General features: G+C 45.4%; 21 protein-coding genes. 9 read left to right on the plus strand and 12 right to left on the minus strand.

Annotated elements, in window-relative coordinates:
* Window positions 1–4: 4 nt before the first annotated feature.
* The 5 genes from MY523_RS17435 to MY523_RS17455 are packed head-to-tail and all read right to left on the minus strand — an operon-like array spanning window position 5 to window position 4,151.
* Window positions 5–415 (minus strand): ExbD/TolR family protein, encoded by a 411-nt coding sequence (locus MY523_RS17435; RefSeq protein WP_250655953.1) that lies wholly within the window; start codon window positions 413–415, stop codon window positions 5–7.
* Window positions 416–437: 22 nt separating this feature from the next.
* Entirely contained in the window at window positions 438–974 is a 537-nt protein-coding gene (locus MY523_RS17440) for a MotA/TolQ/ExbB proton channel family protein (RefSeq protein WP_250655954.1), read from the minus strand.
* A 9-nt stretch (window positions 975–983) separates the two neighbouring features.
* The gene (locus MY523_RS17445; RefSeq protein ID WP_250655955.1) at window positions 984–2,366 is read right to left on the minus strand and encodes a MotA/TolQ/ExbB proton channel family protein; all 1,383 of its coding nucleotides are present in this window, start codon (window positions 2,364–2,366) and stop codon (window positions 984–986) included.
* On the minus strand, window positions 2,363–3,118 hold the full coding sequence (locus tag MY523_RS17450) for a DUF3450 domain-containing protein (RefSeq protein ID WP_250655956.1): 756 nt from the start codon (window positions 3,116–3,118) through the stop codon (window positions 2,363–2,365). Before MY523_RS17450 ends, MY523_RS17445 begins: the two co-directional genes overlap by 4 nt.
* 25 nt (window positions 3,119–3,143) lie before the next feature.
* Window positions 3,144–4,151, minus strand: coding sequence for an AraC family transcriptional regulator (locus MY523_RS17455; RefSeq protein WP_250655957.1), 1,008 nt, complete (start codon window positions 4,149–4,151; stop codon window positions 3,144–3,146).
* A 175-nt stretch (window positions 4,152–4,326) separates the two neighbouring features.
* Between MY523_RS17455 and MY523_RS17460 the strand changes: the two genes are divergently transcribed.
* The 5 genes from MY523_RS17460 (at window position 4,327) to MY523_RS17480 (ending at window position 11,443) form a co-directional block, all read left to right on the plus strand.
* Window positions 4,327–5,226, plus strand: coding sequence for a sterol desaturase family protein (locus tag MY523_RS17460; protein ID WP_250655958.1), 900 nt, complete (start codon window positions 4,327–4,329; stop codon window positions 5,224–5,226).
* A 238-nt stretch (window positions 5,227–5,464) separates the two neighbouring features.
* Window positions 5,465–5,848, plus strand: a complete 384-nt coding sequence (locus MY523_RS17465; RefSeq protein ID WP_250655959.1) for a DUF2750 domain-containing protein — start codon at window positions 5,465–5,467, stop codon at window positions 5,846–5,848.
* Between the two features lie 299 nt (window positions 5,849–6,147).
* Window positions 6,148–7,068: an Abi family protein gene (locus tag MY523_RS17470; protein ID WP_250655960.1), complete on the plus strand. Its 921-nt coding sequence runs from the start codon at window positions 6,148–6,150 to the stop codon at window positions 7,066–7,068.
* A gap of 37 nt (window positions 7,069–7,105) precedes the next feature.
* Complete coding sequence (locus tag MY523_RS17475) at window positions 7,106–8,731, plus strand: site-specific DNA-methyltransferase (protein ID WP_250655961.1); 1,626 nt, start codon at window positions 7,106–7,108, stop codon at window positions 8,729–8,731.
* 12 nt (window positions 8,732–8,743) lie between these two features.
* Window positions 8,744–11,443 (plus strand): DEAD/DEAH box helicase, encoded by a 2,700-nt coding sequence (locus tag MY523_RS17480; RefSeq protein WP_250655962.1) that lies wholly within the window; start codon window positions 8,744–8,746, stop codon window positions 11,441–11,443.
* Window positions 11,444–11,503: 60 nt separating this feature from the next.
* On the opposite strand, the gene MY523_RS17485 is transcribed toward MY523_RS17480, so the two are convergent.
* Window positions 11,504–11,740: a type II toxin-antitoxin system ParD family antitoxin gene (locus MY523_RS17485; protein ID WP_250655963.1), complete on the minus strand. Its 237-nt coding sequence runs from the start codon at window positions 11,738–11,740 to the stop codon at window positions 11,504–11,506.
* Window positions 11,741–12,007: 267 nt separating this feature from the next.
* The gene (locus MY523_RS17490; RefSeq protein WP_250655964.1) at window positions 12,008–12,901 is read right to left on the minus strand and encodes a DMT family transporter; all 894 of its coding nucleotides are present in this window, start codon (window positions 12,899–12,901) and stop codon (window positions 12,008–12,010) included.
* A 202-nt stretch (window positions 12,902–13,103) separates the two neighbouring features.
* On the opposite strand from MY523_RS17490, the gene MY523_RS17495 reads away from it, so the two are divergent.
* On the plus strand, window positions 13,104–13,709 hold the full coding sequence (locus tag MY523_RS17495) for a TetR/AcrR family transcriptional regulator (RefSeq protein ID WP_250655965.1): 606 nt from the start codon (window positions 13,104–13,106) through the stop codon (window positions 13,707–13,709).
* Between the two features lie 36 nt (window positions 13,710–13,745).
* Entirely contained in the window at window positions 13,746–14,276 is a 531-nt protein-coding gene (locus MY523_RS17500; RefSeq protein ID WP_250655966.1) for a hypothetical protein, read from the plus strand.
* Window positions 14,277–14,432: 156 nt separating this feature from the next.
* Here the strand turns inward: MY523_RS17500 and MY523_RS17505 are convergent, their stop codons facing one another.
* Together MY523_RS17505 and MY523_RS17510 are read right to left on the minus strand one after the other, a co-directional pair.
* Window positions 14,433–15,815: a class II fumarate hydratase gene (locus MY523_RS17505; protein ID WP_250655967.1), complete on the minus strand. Its 1,383-nt coding sequence runs from the start codon at window positions 15,813–15,815 to the stop codon at window positions 14,433–14,435.
* Between the two features lie 30 nt (window positions 15,816–15,845).
* Window positions 15,846–16,319 (minus strand): peroxiredoxin, encoded by a 474-nt coding sequence (locus MY523_RS17510; RefSeq protein ID WP_250655968.1) that lies wholly within the window; start codon window positions 16,317–16,319, stop codon window positions 15,846–15,848.
* A gap of 207 nt (window positions 16,320–16,526) precedes the next feature.
* Here MY523_RS17510 and MY523_RS17515 point away from each other — a divergent pair, with 207 nt between their 5' ends.
* Window positions 16,527–16,760 carry a DUF2789 domain-containing protein gene (locus tag MY523_RS17515; protein WP_250655969.1) on the plus strand — a complete coding sequence of 78 codons (234 nt, stop codon included), beginning with the start codon at window positions 16,527–16,529 and terminating at the stop codon, window positions 16,758–16,760.
* 55 nt (window positions 16,761–16,815) lie between these two features.
* On the opposite strand, the gene MY523_RS17520 is transcribed toward MY523_RS17515, so the two are convergent.
* Genes MY523_RS17520 through MY523_RS17530 form a run of 3 tightly spaced genes read right to left on the minus strand, consistent with a single transcriptional unit; the run spans window position 16,816 to window position 19,336 of the window.
* Window positions 16,816–18,069 carry a DCC1-like thiol-disulfide oxidoreductase family protein gene (locus MY523_RS17520; RefSeq protein ID WP_250655970.1) on the minus strand — a complete coding sequence of 418 codons (1,254 nt, stop codon included), beginning with the start codon at window positions 18,067–18,069 and terminating at the stop codon, window positions 16,816–16,818.
* A gap of 2 nt (window positions 18,070–18,071) precedes the next feature.
* Window positions 18,072–18,584, minus strand: a complete 513-nt coding sequence (locus MY523_RS17525; protein WP_250655971.1) for a hypothetical protein — start codon at window positions 18,582–18,584, stop codon at window positions 18,072–18,074.
* Window positions 18,581–19,336: a sterol desaturase family protein gene (locus MY523_RS17530; protein ID WP_250655972.1), complete on the minus strand. Its 756-nt coding sequence runs from the start codon at window positions 19,334–19,336 to the stop codon at window positions 18,581–18,583. The genes MY523_RS17525 and MY523_RS17530 overlap by 4 nt, the downstream gene beginning before the upstream one ends.
* Window positions 19,337–19,573: 237 nt before the next feature.
* On the opposite strand from MY523_RS17530, the gene MY523_RS17535 reads away from it, so the two are divergent.
* Window positions 19,574–19,864: a sll1863 family stress response protein gene (locus MY523_RS17535; protein WP_250655973.1), complete on the plus strand. Its 291-nt coding sequence runs from the start codon at window positions 19,574–19,576 to the stop codon at window positions 19,862–19,864.
* Window positions 19,865–20,027: the final 163 nt, after the last annotated feature.

A 20,027-nucleotide genomic window follows, 5' to 3' on the forward strand; every position in this document is an offset into this window, starting at 1 on the left:
ACGCCTATTGCACGTCTGTGTTTGCGGCAATGGCAATGTTATCAATGCCCGCCAACCTGATCTGATCCATAACCGCCACTAATGTGCGCGTGGCGGCATCCTGATCAGACTGAATCACCACTGAGCCTTCCGGGTTCGCCGCATGAAGTCTTGCAACTACTGTTCTGACAGAGCGAATGTCTATGGGGCGTTTATCAACCCAGATTTCTCCCTCTGCGTTAATCGCCACAAACACGTTCGCTTTCTCTTGTTTCGAGGCGGTTTGAGCTTTAGGCGTATTGACCGTTATGCCCGACTCTTTGACAAAGGAGGTGGTGACAATAAAGAAGATCAACATGATGAACACGATGTCGAGCATCGGTGTCATATCCAGTTCGGTGTCTGACTTGTTGCTGATATGTCGTCTCGCAGCCATAAAACGTCCGTTATTTCTGCCGCTACAGCAGCATCAATTTATCTGCCAGTTTACTGGTTTCGTTATCGGCAATTTGCCTTAACCTTACCGAGAAGTAATAGCCCGACAGCGCCACCACTAACCCCGCCATGGTTGGAATCGTCGCCAGGTAAACCCCTTGCGCCATGCTTTGCGCATTGCTGGTTCCATTCACCGCGATAATTTCAAATACGCTAATCATGCCGGTGACTGTTCCTAATAACCCAAGCAACGGGCAAAGAATAATCAGTGTTTTAATCATTGATAACCGCGCATGCAGCCGTATCCGTACCTCTGAAATAATCGCTTCACGAATTTTATAGGCCCGCCATGACTGATGATCGCTCCGCGCTTGCCAGTCAGCGGTAATCGTCTGCGCTAACTGAGGAAAGCCTATTTTGTAAAACCAGTAGCGATCAACAATGCAACACCAAAGTAGCAGGCAAGCAGCAAAGACCGCCCAAATGATGGGGCCTCCCTGCTCAATGAATGCCTGTATGTCAGTCATTAATTGAAATAACAACGCTAAGATTGCCTGCATATCCGTGCTTTAGTCTACTTTAGATGATTGGGATTCCATCAACCGCGCCATCAGCCCTGCGCTCTGCTCATCCAGGCGCTGCACCATATTACCGGCCAACGATGACACCAGGTTGTGGCCAAATAGCAACGGAATTGCAACAATCAGCCCCAACACCGTCGTGACCAAGGCTTGAGAGATTCCCCCCGCCATCAACTTAGGGTCGCCACTACCAAATAAGCTAATCGCCTGAAAGGTCACGATCATCCCCGTCACAGTCCCCAGTAGGCCGAGCAGCGGCGATATCGCGGCTAATAGTTTGATTAAATTATGGCTTCGTTCTAATCGCGAAACTTCTGCCAACACCGCTTCGTCCAACTTATACTGAATTTTATCGTCACCCGCCTTAAATGCGCTGGCACTCAACAGGATACGGCCCAACGGGTTTTTATTTGAGGGTTGATCAATGCGGGCCATCTGGCGACGCATGGCCCCATGAATAAAGGCCAGGTATAACGCGCGCCAAAGTGTTATCAGCAGCCCCAAAAGACCGAGGCCAATAATAATATAACCAATGACTCCCCCTTGCTCGACGCGCTCCTGGAGGGTCGGCGTATAGGTCATCAGCCCCATCAGGCTTCCCCCCGTAGGGTCAATCACCACTGGCAACAACTGCCCCGCCGACGATGAAAACTCGGCAGCTTCTCTTACGTGCTGGCTGGATGGCTGCCGACTTAGCGCTAACAGTTCGCCAGTCTCAGGAACATAACGCAGGAAGTCGCCTTCACTAAAGGCGGTAAAGGTGCCCAGGCGCAGAATATCCCGGTTTTCTACATGGCCATCTCGAGTCACCACAGGCCCTTCGTAGCGCGCAATTTTACCGGACTCTGTCATCTCCTCCTGCACCAGCAACCAGAGCTGTTCAAGCTCTTGCATAGAGGCCAGTCGATCAGTTTGCAGCAATGCATTCATCTGTTCAGTTCGTGCGGGTTTTTGGGTCGTTACCATTGAGTCTTGCAACGCTGCTGAAAAGTCGCCCGCCATTGAGGTGTAGATGCTGTAGATATCCCCCAGCTCCTGCTTCTTTTTCAGCAATGCCTGTTGTGCCTGTTTGATACGCTCGGCATTCTCAGCGGTCTGCTTTTTAAGTGGATTGTTGCCAACCTGCGATGCTTCAAACTTTTTCTTTGCTTCTGCCAACAAGGCCTGCTGCCGGTTTTTCTGTTTAATAAACGCTTGTTCTCGCTGCTTATTAAGTTGCGCTTCTTGCTGGCGGTTTTTTTTCACCGTTTCAAGCAGCTCATCCAAATCACTAATCGGCTGAACATTATCGGCAGCCCATAACGTATTGGATGACGACATGAAAACGAACAAAACGTACCATACCGTCTTTATTGCCATTAAATTTTTCATTCTGACATCACCATTGGCAGCCTCAGCAATTTTGGTGCAACCTGATTGCTGGCAACACGAATCGCATCAGATATATTTCGGGCATATTCATCAGGCAATGTCTGCCACTCTCTTGCCTGCTGATTCCAGTAGGCAGAAGTAACGCCATCCAGCGTTCGATAGTAGAGCGCGACCCGGCCAATTCTTAAAAACTCAACCGAGATATCCTCTCCATCACGTTCTAAAGTATCGCGATACGACTCAACCGAACGGCCGTAGTCATTTTCAATTTGAAACGCTTCCAGTAACAAGCGGTATTTATCGGGCAATGGCAGACTCGGGTTTCGCAGATGCTGCTTAAGCTGAATCACACCATTAACACGCGCTTCCTGATGAAACGGCAAATCCAGCACCACAAACTTTTCTAACGCATCGGCCATACTGCTCATCAGCGGCATGATTCTCAGTTGCGTAATGTTGATTTCATCGATCTGCTTTTGCAGTGATTTCAGTTCTTTTTCCTGATCGGCTTTCAGCTGTTTTAACTGAAAGTTATAGGTATTCTGGTACTCTGTATTGAGGGTGATCTGCTGGTACTCTTCCAGCATTTTCTGGGTCTGTAACGCCAAACGATCAATGCGCTGTTGGGATGAAATGGCATTTTCGTTGGTTTTTCCTACCACCTTCAAACTATCATCAACCGTTGCCGCCCAAAGTGAAGCGGAGCTCCACCCTGACAATAGCCACAACAGCACCATAAACCGGTTTTTCATAACGTGTTAACCATTCATTACTGAATTAAAGGCCGCCCTTAAGTTGCTTTCGGTATTGGCCCGGTGTTTGATCTGTCCACTTTTTAAACGCCCTTTGGAAAGCACTCTGATCAGAAAAACCAAGTAAGAATGTTATTTCTGAAAAGTCGACCATGTCATCTTCTATCTGTTTTAGTGCCAGCGCCTTGCGGGTTTCGTCTAATACGCCCTGATAGGTTAGCGCTTCTTCTTTAAGCTTGCGTTGCAGCTGCCGCTCAGATAAATCCATAGTAGCCGCGATATGCCTCAGGCTCACCTCGCCACTTTGTAAATGAGCTGAGATAGCGGCTTTAACCTGATCAACAAATGAGTCAGCGCTATTCAGCTGGAGCAACAAACGCTCGGCATATTTATCCAGCATCGCCAGCATCATCGGGTCATACTGCCTGAGAGACAACTTAAGAAACGAGGCGGGAAAAGTTACCTTCACCCGGTCACCGCCAAATGTGACCGGGCAGCGAAAAATGCGCTGATGCTCAACCACGCTAGCAGGAATTTCATGTTTAAACTGTATCGAACTGGGCGATAGATCAGTACCACTAATCCAGCGGGCAAAGGTGACCCAGCTGGCAACATTCTCTTCAGCAATATGACGTGTGGCTTCGGGGGCACAGGTGTCCCAGGTCAGCTCAACCTGACCGTCTGAGATTTGATAACGAGACATCGCCACGTTGCACACCAGGTTTTCATAGCGGGTATGACGCTGCACCGCTTCTTCCAGAGTTTTGCAGTTCATAATCGACAACCCCAACACACCATATTGGTTAGGTTTAATCTGCTCCCCTACATGCAGGCCGATATCGCTATCGCCTGTTAATCTCTCTGCTTCATAAAGCATCTGGTTAAAATGCTCAACCGGCAGGCGCGATTGAAAGTTCTCAATCATTTCCTCATCAATTTTATAACGCGCGAGAAAGCGCTCGGTATCAATATTACGTAACCGCAAAAAATCGATAAGGCCGCGAAGGTAAGCAGCAGAGATTTGACTTGTCATCGTTGTGTTGTCGTTTATCTCAGGTCGTTTTGTTTGTCGTGTTTAGTCAATAAGGTTGGCGTGTAAGTTCTATATCGAATAATGACCATACCCCATAATGAGTGTCATCATCAAATAATAGGCGGGCATTTAAAGACTCGCTAATAAAACCAGCATAATTCCAGGAGGACACCGTATGGAATTTAATGTTCAGTATATTTTGTTTGCCTTTGCGCCGATCTTTTTTGGCTTCATTATTTGGGAAGTCTGGTACCTCAAAGGACGTAAATCGGAGTATCCAACAGCTCAATATAGCTGGGCTGACACCTTGTCCAACGGTGTACTTGCACTTATGCATGAAGCAGCTGACGCCATCGCAGCCATTGGTATTATGGTGGTTTACAACACCTTGTTCGGCTATCACCTGTTCGAGATAGAGAACACCGTCTGGAGCATTTTGCTGTTATTTGTCATGCAGGATTTTCTCTACTACTGGTTTCACCGTGCCAGCCACCGTATCCGTTGGTTTTGGGCATCTCACGTGGTGCATCACTCGTCAGAGTCGCTTAACTTTTCAACCGCCTTTCGCCAGAGCGCAACCTACCCTATATCGGGCATGTGGTTGTTCTGGTTACCCTTGATCGCGCTGGGCTTTCAGCCTGAAACAGTGATTGCCGTGGTACTGTTCAACCTGGCTTATCAATTTTTTATCCATACTCAGGTTGCGCCTAAACTGGGGTGGATAGAGTTCATTTTTAATACGCCTTCTCACCACCGGGTGCATCATGCCCGCAACCCTGAATATATCGATCAAAACTATGCCGGGACTCTCATTATCTGGGATCGACTATTTGGCACCTTTGTCGAAGAGAAAGACGAATTGCCCTGCGAATACGGGATTACCGACCAGATACAGACCCATAACCCCATCACCTTAACGCTTCACGAATGGCAGGCAATGTTGAAGGACGTGTGCGCGCCAAACCAGAGTCTCTGGCATCGAGTAAAGCACTTATGGGCGCCGCCAGAATGGGGAAAGAACAAGGAAAAAACGGAGGAAAATAAAGGTTTTCTGCATACCCGGGCTCAAAGTTAAGGGCTTGCCATTCACCAACAGTTAGCATCTAATAACCTCGCAAGCTAAATAGCTAACGAGTAACCATCCATAGGTTAACTGATATGATCTATGTCACCCTCGCGCAGGCGGGGGGCCAGCTTTTAGTTCCTTAATAACGGTAGATTCCCGCCTTCGCGGGAATGACAATGGTTTCCTAACCAATACTTGCTAGATTAGCGATATCCGTAATGTCCACAATTAATGACAGAGTTTAAATATGAGCGACAACGAACTAAAAAGCGTACTGGAGTTGGATTGTGAGGAACGATACGACTACTTCTTGAGTGTCGTCGGCGAAGAGAAAGAGATTTGGATACTGGTTAATAGTGACCAGCAATTTCTAAAAATATACGCAGAAGATGACGGATTTGAATATTTGCCTGTTTGGCCAGCCTCAGATTTTGCAGAAGCGTATTGTAAAGACACTGATGACCTTTCACCAAAGTGTATTTCACTACCGGAGTTCTTCGAGAAGTGGGTCTCCGGCCTAATGAAAGACGGGATAGAAATCGGCGTGCTGCCAGGTTTGGATGAGGACGTGTGGGTAACACCGCCTTCTGAACTGCAAAAAGATCTACAAGAAGAGTTATCTAATTTTTAATAGCTCACTGAATGCTACAGGGCAGCAGCGGCAAGAGCTGTCCTGCGCAGGAATAGTCTAAAAAGTTCGCCTTATATAGGTTATTGAAGTGTATGAAAGAATACCCAATAATGTGCCATAAATTTTACGAATTGTGATGCGCTTTAGGGTTTCGAAATTCAAGTATGCTTGAAATTTGAGGAGTAAAACCTATAATTACTCCCAACAATACCCGCCCAGGCTATGTTCTCCGGAATACCCTCAAACTGGCGGGTTATTTGTTTCTGACCCTTTAAAAATAAAATAATCAAGGGGTTAGTGTGAAGTTTAATAAGCCTGCAAAGAGCTTCGAAGAACAATTAGAGCTTCTCGCTGATAGAGGGATGTGCTTTTCTGACAGAGAGAAAGCCATCCACTACTTATCCCATATCAACTATTATCGCCTGGAAGCATATTGGCTTCCTTTTGAAACGAGTCGAAGTCCTCATCAGTTTGCTGACGGTACTCAGTTCGAAACGATACTCAATCATTACTTATTTGATCGTGAATTTCGCTTGCACTTGTTAGATGCTATTGAGCGAATTGAAATATCTTTTCGCACTCAATGGGCGTATCACATTAGCCATACTTACGGGCCTCATGGCTACCTGGAAAATACAAAAGGTCTTCGTAAGGATGAACGACGTTTACGCCATGATACTGAAGATTTAAAAGAACATGTGAAGCGCAGCGACGAAGTTTTTATAAAACATTACAACGACAACTATGATGAGGAATTACCTCCTGCGTGGGTGAGTTGTGAGGTTATGTCACTTGGCTTGTTGTCTCGCCTTTATGCAAACCTCAAGGCATACAATGTTAGACGTGACATATCCAAGACCTACCAGTTCGATGAAGGATTTCTAGAAGGGTTCTTGGAACACATAACCTATGTACGAAACGTATGTGCCCATCATAGCCGTTTATGGAATAGGCATTTAACAAAGAAGATGCCATTGCCCAAAGGAAAACCCGCAGGCTTACGAGAAAATATTTATATTGATGATAAGAACAAGACAGAACATAAAATTTATAACACCTTGGTCGTTGTTCAACATCTAATGACGGTTATTTGTCCAGAATCTAATTGGGCAAAAGGTTTAGCGGAATTAATTCAGAAATACGATATTGATTACAAAAGAATGGGGTTTCCGCTGGACTGGGAAAACCTTCCGTTATGGACGGCAGGGTTGTCAAATTAACGACTTAAGCAACATCACAAAGTAGAGAATTAACTGTATGCCAATATTGCAGTGGCTAAATAAAGAAGAGGCTGTAGTTAAAGCCAAGAAGTGCGCTTATCGTTTGTTAGAGGAAGTGCCGGAGCTTTCTTATGGAGATAACGACAACGAGAACTTGTTGATTCAGGGTGATAATTTAGAAGCACTCAAAGCGTTGATCCCATTTTATTCAGGAAAAGTAAAGTGCGTTTATATTGACCCCCCTTTCAATACTGAACAGGCATTTGAGCATTATGACGACAATGTAGAACACTCTATCTGGCTTGGCTTGATGTATGCGAGATTCGAATTATTGAATCAGCTGTTGTCAGAGGATGGTACTTTCTTTCTGCACCTAGATGATAATCAGATTAGCTACGCAACAGTTATATGTGATGAGATCTTTGGGAGGAAAAACCGGATTTTTATGTCAACGTTTAAGCAAAGTTCAGCCTCAGGTCCAAAAGCTATTAATCCAGGTGTTGTAACAACCGCCAGTTTTATAGTTTGCTACGCAAAAAACAAAAGTGCTTGGTCACCTAATAAAGTTTATGTGCCTACCAATCGAGATGATAGGTACACGAAGTTTATTTCTAATAAGACCGAGCCTGTAGAAAACTGGGAGACAATTCTACTTAGGGAAGCTTTTGCTGATTTTAGCAAGGTGCCCGTAAATGAGTTAAAGAAGAAGTATGCAGACAAATATGAAGATAAATTGCACGAGTTTGTTTTAGATAACGCAGAATCGGTTATCAGGACTGCAAGAGTCGCAGACAAGGATGTAGGAGAAGAAGCAAAGAAAGCATTGGCGGCATCACGAGAAAAAACTGGCGTGTTTTTTAAAGCAGAACGAACTGGTAAAGCACCTCAATATTTTTTCTCAGGAGAACAAGTAGCGTTCTACAGTTCAAAAACCAAGCTGATCGATGGTACTAGAACAACAGCTCAGCCTTTGACAAATATTTGGGATGATCTTTTATCTAATAATTTGCACAAGGAAGGTGAAGTTAAGTTTAAGAATGGCAAAAAACCTGAGGCACTAATTAAGAGGGTCATTGAGCTATCCACAGCCCCAGGAGATATTGTTCTAGATTCTTTTTTAGGATCTGGATCAACCGCTGCTACGGCACACAAAATGGAGCGCAGATATATTGGGGTTGAAATTGGAGATCAAGCCGTAACCCATTGTCAGCCACGCCTGAAAAGAGTTGTAGAAAATGACCAGTCTGGCATATCTAAGGTTGTTGAATGGGAAGGTGGTGGTGGATTTCGCTTTATAAAACTGGGTCAAACCGTTTTCGATGAATATGGCTGCCTAAACCCCGAAATTGAGTTCCCTACGCTTGCAGCCCATATTTGGTATTTAGAAACCAAGACACCTCTTAACCAAGAAAACCCATCAGCTTACTTGGGTACTTACAATGATATCGCTTATTACCTGTTATACAACGGAATATTGGGAGACAAGAGGCCGCAAGGGGGCAATGTTCTTACAAGCAAGGTTCTTGAGCTTCTACCAGAGCTTGGTCAGCACCAGAAAAAGGAAATAGTTGTATATGGCGAATCTACCCGACTAGGTGAAACTCGCTTAAAGCAAGCGAATATTACTTTTAAACAAATCCCCTACGATGTTTCAGCGCTTTAGAAAGGAAGCCCAATGTTTGCACTAAAATCATATCAAAAGCGTGCTGTCGAAAGTCTAGAGAGCTTTTTGCTTCGCTGCCAGCAATCGAATGTTGAGGACGCCTATCGAGAGACTTTAGAAGAGCAAGGTATGCCAGCTTTGGCCTATAAAGAGTATGGGTTTGAAGAGGTACCCTATGTTTGTTTTCGGATTCCAACCGGAGGTGGTAAAACGGTTTTAGGGTCTCATGCTGTTGAGGTTGCTGCACGAAAATATCTAAATACTGACGCTCCGATTACTTTGTGGTTGGTTCCTACCAATACTATTCGCTTGCAAACGGTAGAAGCCCTAAAAACCCCGGGGCACCCTTATCGAGCAAAGCTTGATGCCGCATTTAATCATCAAGTATTGGTGCTTGATATTGACGAGGTTACCCAGGTTCGGCCCCAAGATATCGGCAACAAAGCAATTGTTGTTGTATCAACTCTTGCTAATTTACGTGTCACCGATACATCTGGTCGCAAGGTATACGCTTACCACGAGAACTTTGAGCCACACTTTTCTAAGGTGCCAGCCAATCATCCTTCAATGAATATTCTTGATAGGGTGTCTGAAGAAGATATTAAGGAAAATGGCCTCAGTGAGAGAGAAATAGGGAAGATCAAATATTCGTTTGCTAATTTACTAGCGCTATATAGGCCTTTGGTAATTGTGGATGAGGCTCATAATGCTCGAACCTCGCTCACATTTGAGACGCTACGCCGAGTTCATCCTGCGGTTGTAATTGAGCTAACTGCTACGCCTAATACAACGAATTCGAATGGTAGCAATGTATTGTTTCACGTTTCAGCAGCTGAACTTAAAGCTGAAGAGATGATTAAGCTGCCAATAGTGCTTACAGAGCACCAGAATTGGCAAGACGCTATTCAAGATGCGGTCATCAATCGCAATAAGTTGGAAGTGGATGCCCAGAAAGACGAAGAATATATACGCCCCATAGCGTTGTTTCAGGCTGAGCCAAAGAATGGTGAAGTGACAGTAGAGGTACTTAAGTCTCATCTAATCAATGAGTTAAACATCGACGAAAGTAAAATAGCCATTGCTACGGGAAACCAGCGTGAATTGGATGGTGTTAATCTTTTTGATTCAAGTTGTCCTATCGAATACATCATTACCATTGAAGCGTTGAAGGAAGGTTGGGATTGCTCTTTTGCGTATGTCTTTTGCTCTGTGAAACAGGTTTCGAGTAGCAAAGATGCTGAACAGCTACTCGGTCGTGTTTTGAGAATGCCCTTTGCGAAGCGAAGGGTCATAGAGGATCTGAACAGAGCATATGCTCATCTAGCAACAAGTAAATTTAGTAGAGCAGCGCAAGAATTGACTGACAAACTAATTGCGATGGGCTTTGAGGAAATGGAAGTTGCGGCATTCCTTAAGGAGCAAGCTCCTACGGTAGGTCAAGGTGATATGTTTGGTAGTTCGGCATATGAAGAGCCTCGCAGACCTGTTGTCCCTCCTCAGTCAATTGTTGTTGAATTGCCAGAAATGCCTGACTTGTCGGAACTCTCTGAGGATGAAAAGTCACAGTTTGCAATGACAGAGACCGATGATGGAAATGCCGTCGTGAGGGTGACAGGGGAAGTATCCGAAACTATACATAAGGCGCTCAAAAAGCATGTAAGTAAAAAAGCAGACAAAGATAAGCTCGATCGTGATGTAAGAGTACACAACCAAGCCATTGAGGCGGCAAAAGCGCCTTCAGAAGCGGGTGAAACATTTGGTTCACTTCCGCTAGTGTGCGCTGATCTGCAAGGGGAGTTAGAGCTAGTAGAGCCCGAGGTCTTCTTACATGCCCATAACTGGAATCTATTGGATTATCCTGCTGAGTTGAAGAATTTTAGGCTAAACGAAACAACGAATAGCTTCAGCATCGATATAGACGGTAACTCCCTCTCATACAAAGTAGCTAATGAAAAGGAAGTTGTTGCTTTTAACCAAGGTTTTATGGATGTTACGGAAAATGACTTGGTTCGCTGGTTAGATAGAGAGCTGCGTCAACCGGATATATTGCAATCTCAACTTATCAAATTCATTTCCATATTAATTAATAAGCTTTTGCAGCAGCCTAGTATCAGTTTGACAGCCTTAGTGAGAAATAAATTTCCTTTGTCACGGGCTATTGCAGAGCAAATCAAACTGCATCGTAAAAAAGCTCAAAAGGAAGGTTATCAGGAGTCCCTGTTTGGCAATGAATCTAACGCATGCCTATCTGATAAGTTTGTTTACGAATTTAAGCCAGAGCAATACCCGTCTAGAAGTCCGTATTACAGTGGACGTTATAAATTTCAGAAGCACTTCTTCCCTCAGAATCTAATAGAAGATTTGAAAGCGACGGGTGAAGAATTCGCGTGCGCCCAGGCTCTTGATGGTATGGAGCAGGTTAAGTATTGGATTCGCAACCTTGTTAAACGTGATCAGGCATCTTTCTGGCTTCCACTGGCGCACGGTAAGTTTTACCCGGATTTTATATGCCAGCTTAAGGATGGTCGCATGCTTGTTGTTGAATATAAAGGGGAGGCTTATGTCTCAAATGATGATTCGGCTGAAAAACGAGCGATTGGAGAAAAGTGGGCAGAGCTTGGTGGCGAAGATTATTTGTTTATAATGACTGTATTACAAGACTCGGAAGGTCGCGATGTACGGCAGCAGATTTTGAATTTGATTGAGGCCTGATACTCAAATGGTGGGGTATAAATCGTTTTCAGCTAGGGGCAGTAGCCTAAAGCTTGCCACCTATAACCTGTCCTGCATGCACTTCTTGAAGGACGCTTTATCAAAGGCTTTAGCCTCACCGCTTTCAAGGCCTTGGGTGATGGCTTCTTGCATAGCATTCAACTTTTTTGCCCGAAGCTGATCCTTACGAATTAAGTCACGTACGTAATCACTATTATTCGCATAAACACCACTTTCTGATTGTGACTCAACCCACTCGCGCATAGGGTCGGGAAGCGAAATATTCATAGTTGCCATAACACTGACTCCAAAAGATTCTCGTACGAAAGAATTATAATCGAGACCTTTGCACGACGTTTTGAGCGAAGCAAAGGCAAGGCAAAAAATGACGAAAAAGCGCAGTATATATGTAATATATGAGCATTTTGAGCCATTTTTTAACGCTGTATTTGTAAGCGCAGTAGTCGTGCAAAGGTCTCTAATCATTAATGGCAATCTTTGCCATTGACCAGCCTTTGGTTTAAATTGTGCCTCATGTAAGGTCACGATAAACATCGAGGCAGATTAACTCGCCTCAGTTTTCTTCTCTTTCCCTCTCAGCAAATACAGCACCGGCATTAGTATCCCCAGCATCACAATCGCCCCGCCAACCATCTGTTGTACAGTCGGAAATAGCCCCAACAACCCCCATGATAGCATTGCGGTAAAAACAGGGCTTAACATAATAAACAGGGTTGACTGGCTCACCGGTATATAGCGAACTGAATACATATAAGCGAGTCGCGAAATTAGCGGGCCAAAAAATGCCGAGGCGGCGGCATAACACCAGATATCAGCGCCGATACTCTGAATTTCTGTCATCACACCCGGAATCAACGCGATAAACACGCAGCCCATTAATAGCCTCAAAAAATTAAGTGTAACGGGTTCTATTTGGTGAATAATCGACTTCAGAATCACTTGGCTGATTCCAAAGCAGAACGCTGCAGCCAATGCCCACATATAAAAAACCAGTTCCCCGCCAAGCTGAACACTGTCGTTATAGCTCATTAAAAAGAAACCCAAAAATGCGGTTAATGCGCCAGGGATAAGAAACTTAACCATTTCTTCACGCAAAAATAGCCACCCCATAAACAGCACCATCATCACTTGGGTGCGGGTTATCAAAACGGTAACAGAAGGGTCGATCCCCTCCATTGATCGACCAATCGCATAGTTGCCTACCACGGAAAGCGTGGCAAAAAGTAATGCCCCCCAGAGCGTGGTTTTGTTGATTCTAATGGTGTTCTTCTTAGCCACACTACCAACCAGGCTAAACAGAAAACCAAAGATATACACTGCCAACAGGTAGGTTTGTGGATCAGTGGTTTCCAGCGCTTTCTTATAGGGCACAAAAAACAGTGCGGCCGAAAGTGAGCCAAGCGTGGCAAAAAGAAATCCTTTGGTTTGCGATTGCAAGGTAAAAACCCTTTATAAACTAGAGAGGCATGGGTGCAGGCGTATTAAACTAAATATTGCTTTAAAAAGCGCTAACTCTCTTAATTAACAAAGCATATCTCAAAGTCTGGCAATAACCACGCCTCACCCATTTGACATTTCATCAAACAAGCCTACTATTACGGAATGAACGTTCATTCCGTAATAGTAGGCTAATACATAAATGGAACAAAGTGCCCCATCTTCAACCTTAAAAACCGCTACAGCGATTGATAAAGAAAAACGGATTCTAGAGTCTGCCCTGTTTCTCTTTGCTCAACGAGGCTTTCATGGCACCGCCGTTCCTGAAGTAGCCAAACACGCAGAGGTCGGGGCGGGCACTATCTATCGTTATTTCAAGAACAAAGAAGATTTGGTAAATGCCGTTTTCAGAAACTCCAAAAATAAGCTGAAGCAGTATTTACTAAAAGACATACAGGTAAACGCAGAGTTAAGAGACGTGTTCCACCAATTTTGGCAACAGTTGGTCAGTTTCGCGTGGGACAATCCAACCGATTTCCATTTTCTGGAGCTGCAGGATCATGCACCTTACCTGGATGAAGAGAGCAAGCAGTTGGAGCTGGAAGTATTGGCTCCCATATGGATGTTTTGCGTGCAAGGTCGCAAACAAGGAGTGGTCAGAGATATGCCCGAAGAAGCCCTCATCGCAATGATATGGGGCGCTTTTGTGGGACTGATGAAGGCGCAAACATTGGGCTACTTCAGTATCAGCGAAGAGACATTAAAACAGGCTGAAGATACATGTTGGAACATGCTCACTGCGACCTGATGATGTTTGATCAAATAATAATCAAAGGAACATACTATGACCACAGCAACCGCAACTCAGTTTACAGAACTGGAATTAACCCTCGATACACTGTCAGAAAAGTCCGTCGAAGAGCTCAGTAAGCTATACCAGAACGCGAGCCTGCCAAAAAGTATGAAGGCATTAGACGGCTCACCCAAAGGACGTATGCTAGCGATACGCGGTATCGACAAAACGCCTCTGTTTGGCGCTACGCAAGCACTCTCCAAGGTAAGCGTATTTCCCTGGAATGGAAAAAGCTTTCAGGCGAAAAACAACAAACAAGGCACCGGTATCAATCGCATCAACTTAACATTGGCTCAAAAGCAGTGGTTCCCCTTCAATACCGTCATTGTGCCCTCTGTTATCGATGGAAAAGAGTGCATTTATCTCGATTACGATCTACCTGGCAACCCTTGGTTTATTCGCAAAATACGTGACGAACTCAGAGAAGTTTCTCCGGGTCTGTTCTTAGGCCCGGCGATGTGGAAAGATGGCAAAGAGAGCGCAACACTATTGCTTTGGTTTGCGATTGATACCAATCAGTAACCACTGTTAGATAAGGGTCGACTCACTTCGAGTCGATCTTTTTCACTAATTAATTCGCATCCTGAAACTCCATCTCGTAGTCGCCTTCGCGGGAATGACAACAGTGGTAAAACACAGTGTTTCAGAATGAAAATTAACGATTATACTTCTGTGGGGTCAAGACGGCATGCCGCCCTTCGTCAGTTTGGCCGGTTCCAATAAGCGTTCTAATTCTTGTCGGCTCAAATCCGTTTCTTGTTCTGCCACATCGATAATCGCTTGCCCCGACGCGTACGCTTTTTTGGCAATGTCTGCGGCCTTCCGATAGCCAATAACCTGGTTGAGAGCGGTGACCAGAATAGGATTAAGCGACAAGCTTTTTTTGATATTTTTGTCCCTGACCTTGAACGTACGAACCGCCTTATCAGCCAACAATTTGGCTCCATTTCCCAATAGTTCAATACTTTGCAGTAAATTGTAAGCGATCAATGGAAGCATCACATTGAGTTCAAAATTACCGGATTGGGCCGCAATGGTCACCGTTGTGTCATTGCCCATCACTTGAGCAGAAACCATCGCCACCGCCTCTGGGATCACCGGGTTAACCTTGCCAGGCATTATAGATGAACCAGGCTGTAGCGCTTCCAGCTCAATCTCCCCTAAACCGGCTAACGGGCCTGAGTTCATCCAGCGTAAATCATTCGCTATTTTCATCAAACACACTGCCAAAACCTTAAGTTGGCCCGATAAAGCGACGGCCGTATCCTGACTACTGATGCTGACAAAAAAGTTTGAGCTAACGGTAAAATCCAAACCACAATGAGTACTTAGCAGCTTCACAAATAATGCAGGGAAGTCAGGGTGAGCATTGACTCCGGAGCCAACGGCGGTACCTCCCTGCGCAAGCGCATGAAGCTCAGGGGTAAGCCGTTCAATTCCCTTGATAACATTCAATATTTGCCCGGCCCAGGCACCTAACTCCTGGCTAAGACGAACGGGCATCGCGTCCATCAGGTGAGTACGGCCTGTTTTTACACACTTATCTACCGATTGGGCTTTTTCTACCAGACAACTATGTAGATGCTTGAGCGCGGGGACTAAATGCTGATGTATCGCGACTGCCGAACTGACATGGATAGCGGTTGGAATGACATCATTGCTACTCTGCCCCATGTTGACGTGATCATTAGGGCTTATTGCCAGCCCGGAGCGGTCACTAGCCAAGGTGGCAATGACTTCATTCATATTCATATTTGAACTAGTGCCGGAGCCTGTTTGAAACACATCAACAGGAAACTGCTCGATATGCTGCCCATCCGTTATGGCTTCACAAGCTTCGGCAATCGCCTTTACCCGTTCACGGTCTAATAGGCCCAGCTGGCCATTGCTGATAGCCGCCGCCCGCTTAATCTGAGCCAGTGCGACGATAAAACGAACCGGCATTGTCTCAGCACTAATCGGAAAGTTATTCACCGCTCGCTGCGTTTGCGCGCCATAAAGTGCCTGCTTAGGCACTTTAATCGACCCCATGCTGTCGGTTTCGGTTCTGAAATCCGCCATTTAAGATACCTCCGCAAACATGGTAGGGTATTACAACCACCCCAACATCACTTCCGCTTTGCTCACTTCAAACTGTTTGGGCTGCTCTACATTGAGCTGTTTTACTACACCGTCATCCACCAACATTGAATAACGCTGAGATCGAATACCACCAAATGTTCCGGTATCCATATCCAGGCCAATTGCTTTGGTAAAAGCGCCATTTCCATCAGCTAGCATGATAATTTCGTCAGCATTTTGAGCCTTTCCCCAAGCATTCATTACAAAGGCATCATTAACCGCCAGGCAGATAATGCTGTCGACCCCTTTTGCTTTAAGCTTATCGGCATTCACAACATAGCCTGGTAGATGGGCCTCTGAGCAAGTAGGCGTAAATGCACCCGGCACTGCAAATAGAACAACTCTTTTTCCTGCAAACAGATCAGAGGTGGTGGGGTTTTGCATGCCCCCTTTCGCTAACAGCTGGAAGCTAATATCTGGGAGTTTCTCTCCATTCTGAATCATCACAGTTCTCCTTTTTCTAAAATTGTTCTATAAGACTACAGGAAGGAAGTAAATTTCGTACCGACTATCGGCGTTCACATCCCTCATTGCTGATACAAAGGAGTATGGTAGCTGATGGGCGATACGCAAGCGTAATAGATAGGCCATTCTGCTTCTTTCTTCAAAAACTGTTTTTAAGACGTACATTTAACCCCGATCGAGGTCTATATGGATACTTCATTTCATAGCATGAACAACCTGTTTGCCCAGCTGGGCTTGCCTGACGATGACGCGTCTATTGAATCATTTATTCGCCAACACCGTTTTTCGGATAACAGTATTCGTCTCAATGAGGCGTCTTTCTGGAATGAAGCCCAGGCCAGATTCCTGTGCGAAGCCATACAGGAAGACTCAGACTGGGCTGAAACGGTCGACCAGTTAAATGCCCAGCTGCGCCACTAACCGAGAGCTTGAGTAGCGCAACAGGTGAAAACCGCTTAAGGGTTTGAGGTTGAGGCTAACAAAATCTGGACATTAAAGCCGCGCTGTCCGATTTATCCCAAACAACCGGGCAGCTGGTATTTGGCACCGCAAATAAGCGATAGCGCCGTGCACCCACAAAACGGTAGAGCTTATTTGTTAAGGAAAGAGGCAGGCACTTGAGCACCTTTCCGAAAATAGCCCACAGGCCTCCCAATTTAACCAACAGCTCAATAACAGCTGCGCCCTCTAGGCTGTGCTCGCCTTTATCATTTACCAATATAAAGCTATCGGGTAATGTCTGTTGCTCGGATGGGGCAAATACTTGATCAAAGTATGGGCTGCCAATCGGTGAGAAGTTAAATCGCTGGGCCTTATCTTCTGACAATACAAAGCGCACTACGCGGTGGCACAAACCACAATCGCCATCATAAAAAATAGTCTCGGTTTTGTTCGGTTTATCGCTACTTAGCCATGCAGGGTCAAAGGTCAACAGGTGGAACAGCAGCATGACCACGGTTAAGTCCGGAAAGTTCAATAAAAATAGAAAACCTAGCTGCACGATGAACATCGCTTCCCACATAAACCGTCTTAAAAACGGGACAAATACCAACGGCAGAAACAAGTACTCAACCCACAGAATGCTATGGGTGACAAACCCTAATACGCCATCGGGTAATAACAGGAAGATATCACGCAAAAAATAGTCTCTAGCCAAGGGGTTTTGCAACACCAGACTAACGGTATCACCCGCCAACCAGGAGGGGCTTAACAGCTTGGTATATCCACTATAGGTGTACGTTAACGCCATGATGCCCCATGCAGCAACAAAAACACTGCGAGGCATACGCCATGACCCGGCAGGGTTGGTTCGGCCTAATGCTGCAACTGACCCGTAGGGGGCAGACGGTATAAACAAATGGGCCAGCAGCATCCAGCCTAAATAAGGCAATGCCGGATTAGCTATCAGCGGGTTCCGACCAAACAGACAAGCCAATACAAACCAGACCCAAACAGCAGCCCACTTGTCTTTGTAGCCTAACAAAAACATAAATGAAGCCATTGCTGCGCTAACAACCAACAGCATGACAAACCACGGCTGATCATAAAAACCAAGTACATTTGGAAATGCATTAATTAACGGGCTATAAGCCGCATCAGCCACCATTCCCTGCGCCGAAAACAACTCGGTAGCCCATGGCAGCAGTTGTAAAAAATGAACGATTAAGTAACCACCCAATAACACTCGGTATACGCTGTATTGTCCGCCAGTCCACATTGATCCATTCATTTTCATACTCCTTCTGCATCACATTTAATGGGGTAAACCAGCTGCCACGAAGGGTCAATCAATGCGGCATCGCGAGGTTCAATTCTGACAACAAGGCGCTCGGGAAGCGGCGTAGGTAATGGCAGCTCTCTTAACAACGAGCGATCTCTGCAAAAAGCAAAATCGACAGCGCTTTTGAACATCGGTTTTGTGATTGCGCTGCGGCTTAACACCGGGCCATAAGAAATAGCGGCACCATAGGCATTTCGACGGTTGTATGGGCCACGGATATAGCGGTAGTTTTCCGGCGACAAAGTCAGTGTTTGCAGCTCCCCTTTACCATCAACCCAGTCAATAAAAAACGATGATGAAAACGTTTCAAACCCTTCTTGAGCAGTAAACACTTTAGGCGCTGGGGAGGCATGTGAAGCTGCCCCAACTCCTTTTAGTGCAGTCCAGCCCGTTAGGTCCCCCAACATCTGTAATGAGCCTACCGCCACGAGAAAAAAAGTGACACCGACTGACTTATGATTCATTGAGTCTCTCCTTTATACCGATTATTTTGCTGCACTTGGGCAACCTGCTTGCCTGCCAACATCAACCAAACCCTCTGCTCACTTTCGGCATTGAATCCGCATTTTTCTGGCACTGCTTCAGGGTTATAAAACGTGCCAAACAACAGATCCCATAGTGGTAAGTCGGAAAAGTTTCTTGTATGTGCGCCATATTCGTGATGCGCCCGGTGACTCTCCGGCCGCTGAATAATAAAGCCAACCCAGCGCGGGGTTCGTATATTCCAGTGATAGAAAAATTCTGCGCCCCCCATAAACAGTACCGCCAATGAAACCGCCCCGGGCGATAGGCCACAGATAAAATAGAGTACGACTGATGACAGCAGACTATTGGTGAAAATTTCGATGGGGTGTTTATAGAAACTGGTAACAACTTCCAACCGCTGAGGGCTATGATGCAACTGGTGAAACCACCGCCATAACAACGGGAACTCATGCCTTGCCCGGTGCCACCAGTAGTAAACAAATGTGATTGTCAGATAACCATATAAAGCCCCTAACCACGGGTTCAACGTCTGGTTATCAAACAAGCGATACTCCGGTAGCCATGCATCCCATGTCGCTGCCGCAACAAACACGCTGGATGCCTGTATCGCATTAAAAATAACCACACGAGGCCACCAATTTTTAACCTTGGGCAAGCGGGTGCCAGGCATCAACCGCTCAACCAGCAGCATCATCACCCCAACCAGCACGACAGTGAGTAATACGTCCACTTCATCTCCTTATTGTTAAGCCATTTTGGGTGCCATCCTCCCGCTTAGAATCATTAATTGAAACCATATCGAAAAATGTATAAAAATATAGCACCAAAGGTATTACCTAATAATACCTTTGGTGCTAGAGCACATATCTCCGTGTACTTGGCTGTAGTACCCCAGTCGCGCTTGTAATTCGATACGGGGTTCAGCTATGGTGTAGCTATCCCCCCATTAGACAGGAAGGAGAACGTCATGAATGACAAAGAATTGTATCAGCAGAAAATGCGGGCTCAGTTGGATGAATGGAAAGCAGAGCTTGATAAGCTAAAAGCTAAAGCATCAGGCTCCAGCGCTGACACTCAACTAAAAATAAACAAACATATCAGAGCACTGGAAAGCAAAATAGAAGAAGGCAAAACAAAATTATCTCAACTTGCTGAGAAAAGTGAAGATGCATGGGACTCAATCAAAAATGGTGTAGAGTCAGCTTGGGACACCTTAAAATCCTCCGTTAAAGAAGCCTCAGCTAAATTTAAGGAATAGTACGCCAATAGACCTTCAAACATTAAAGGCCGTGGAAGGCTTTATTTCTGCGGCCTCATAGCGCCATAAGCTTCACAGCAACGTAACGTTGCTGTCATCTAAGTTTCATATTTCCCCATTAGCTTTAAACACGACATTTTGATGTTTAACGGATTCTTAAGGG

The sequence above is a fragment of the Alkalimarinus coralli genome, from assembly GCF_023650515.1.
GTDB classification, from domain to species: domain Bacteria; phylum Pseudomonadota; class Gammaproteobacteria; order Pseudomonadales; family Oleiphilaceae; genus Alkalimarinus; species Alkalimarinus coralli.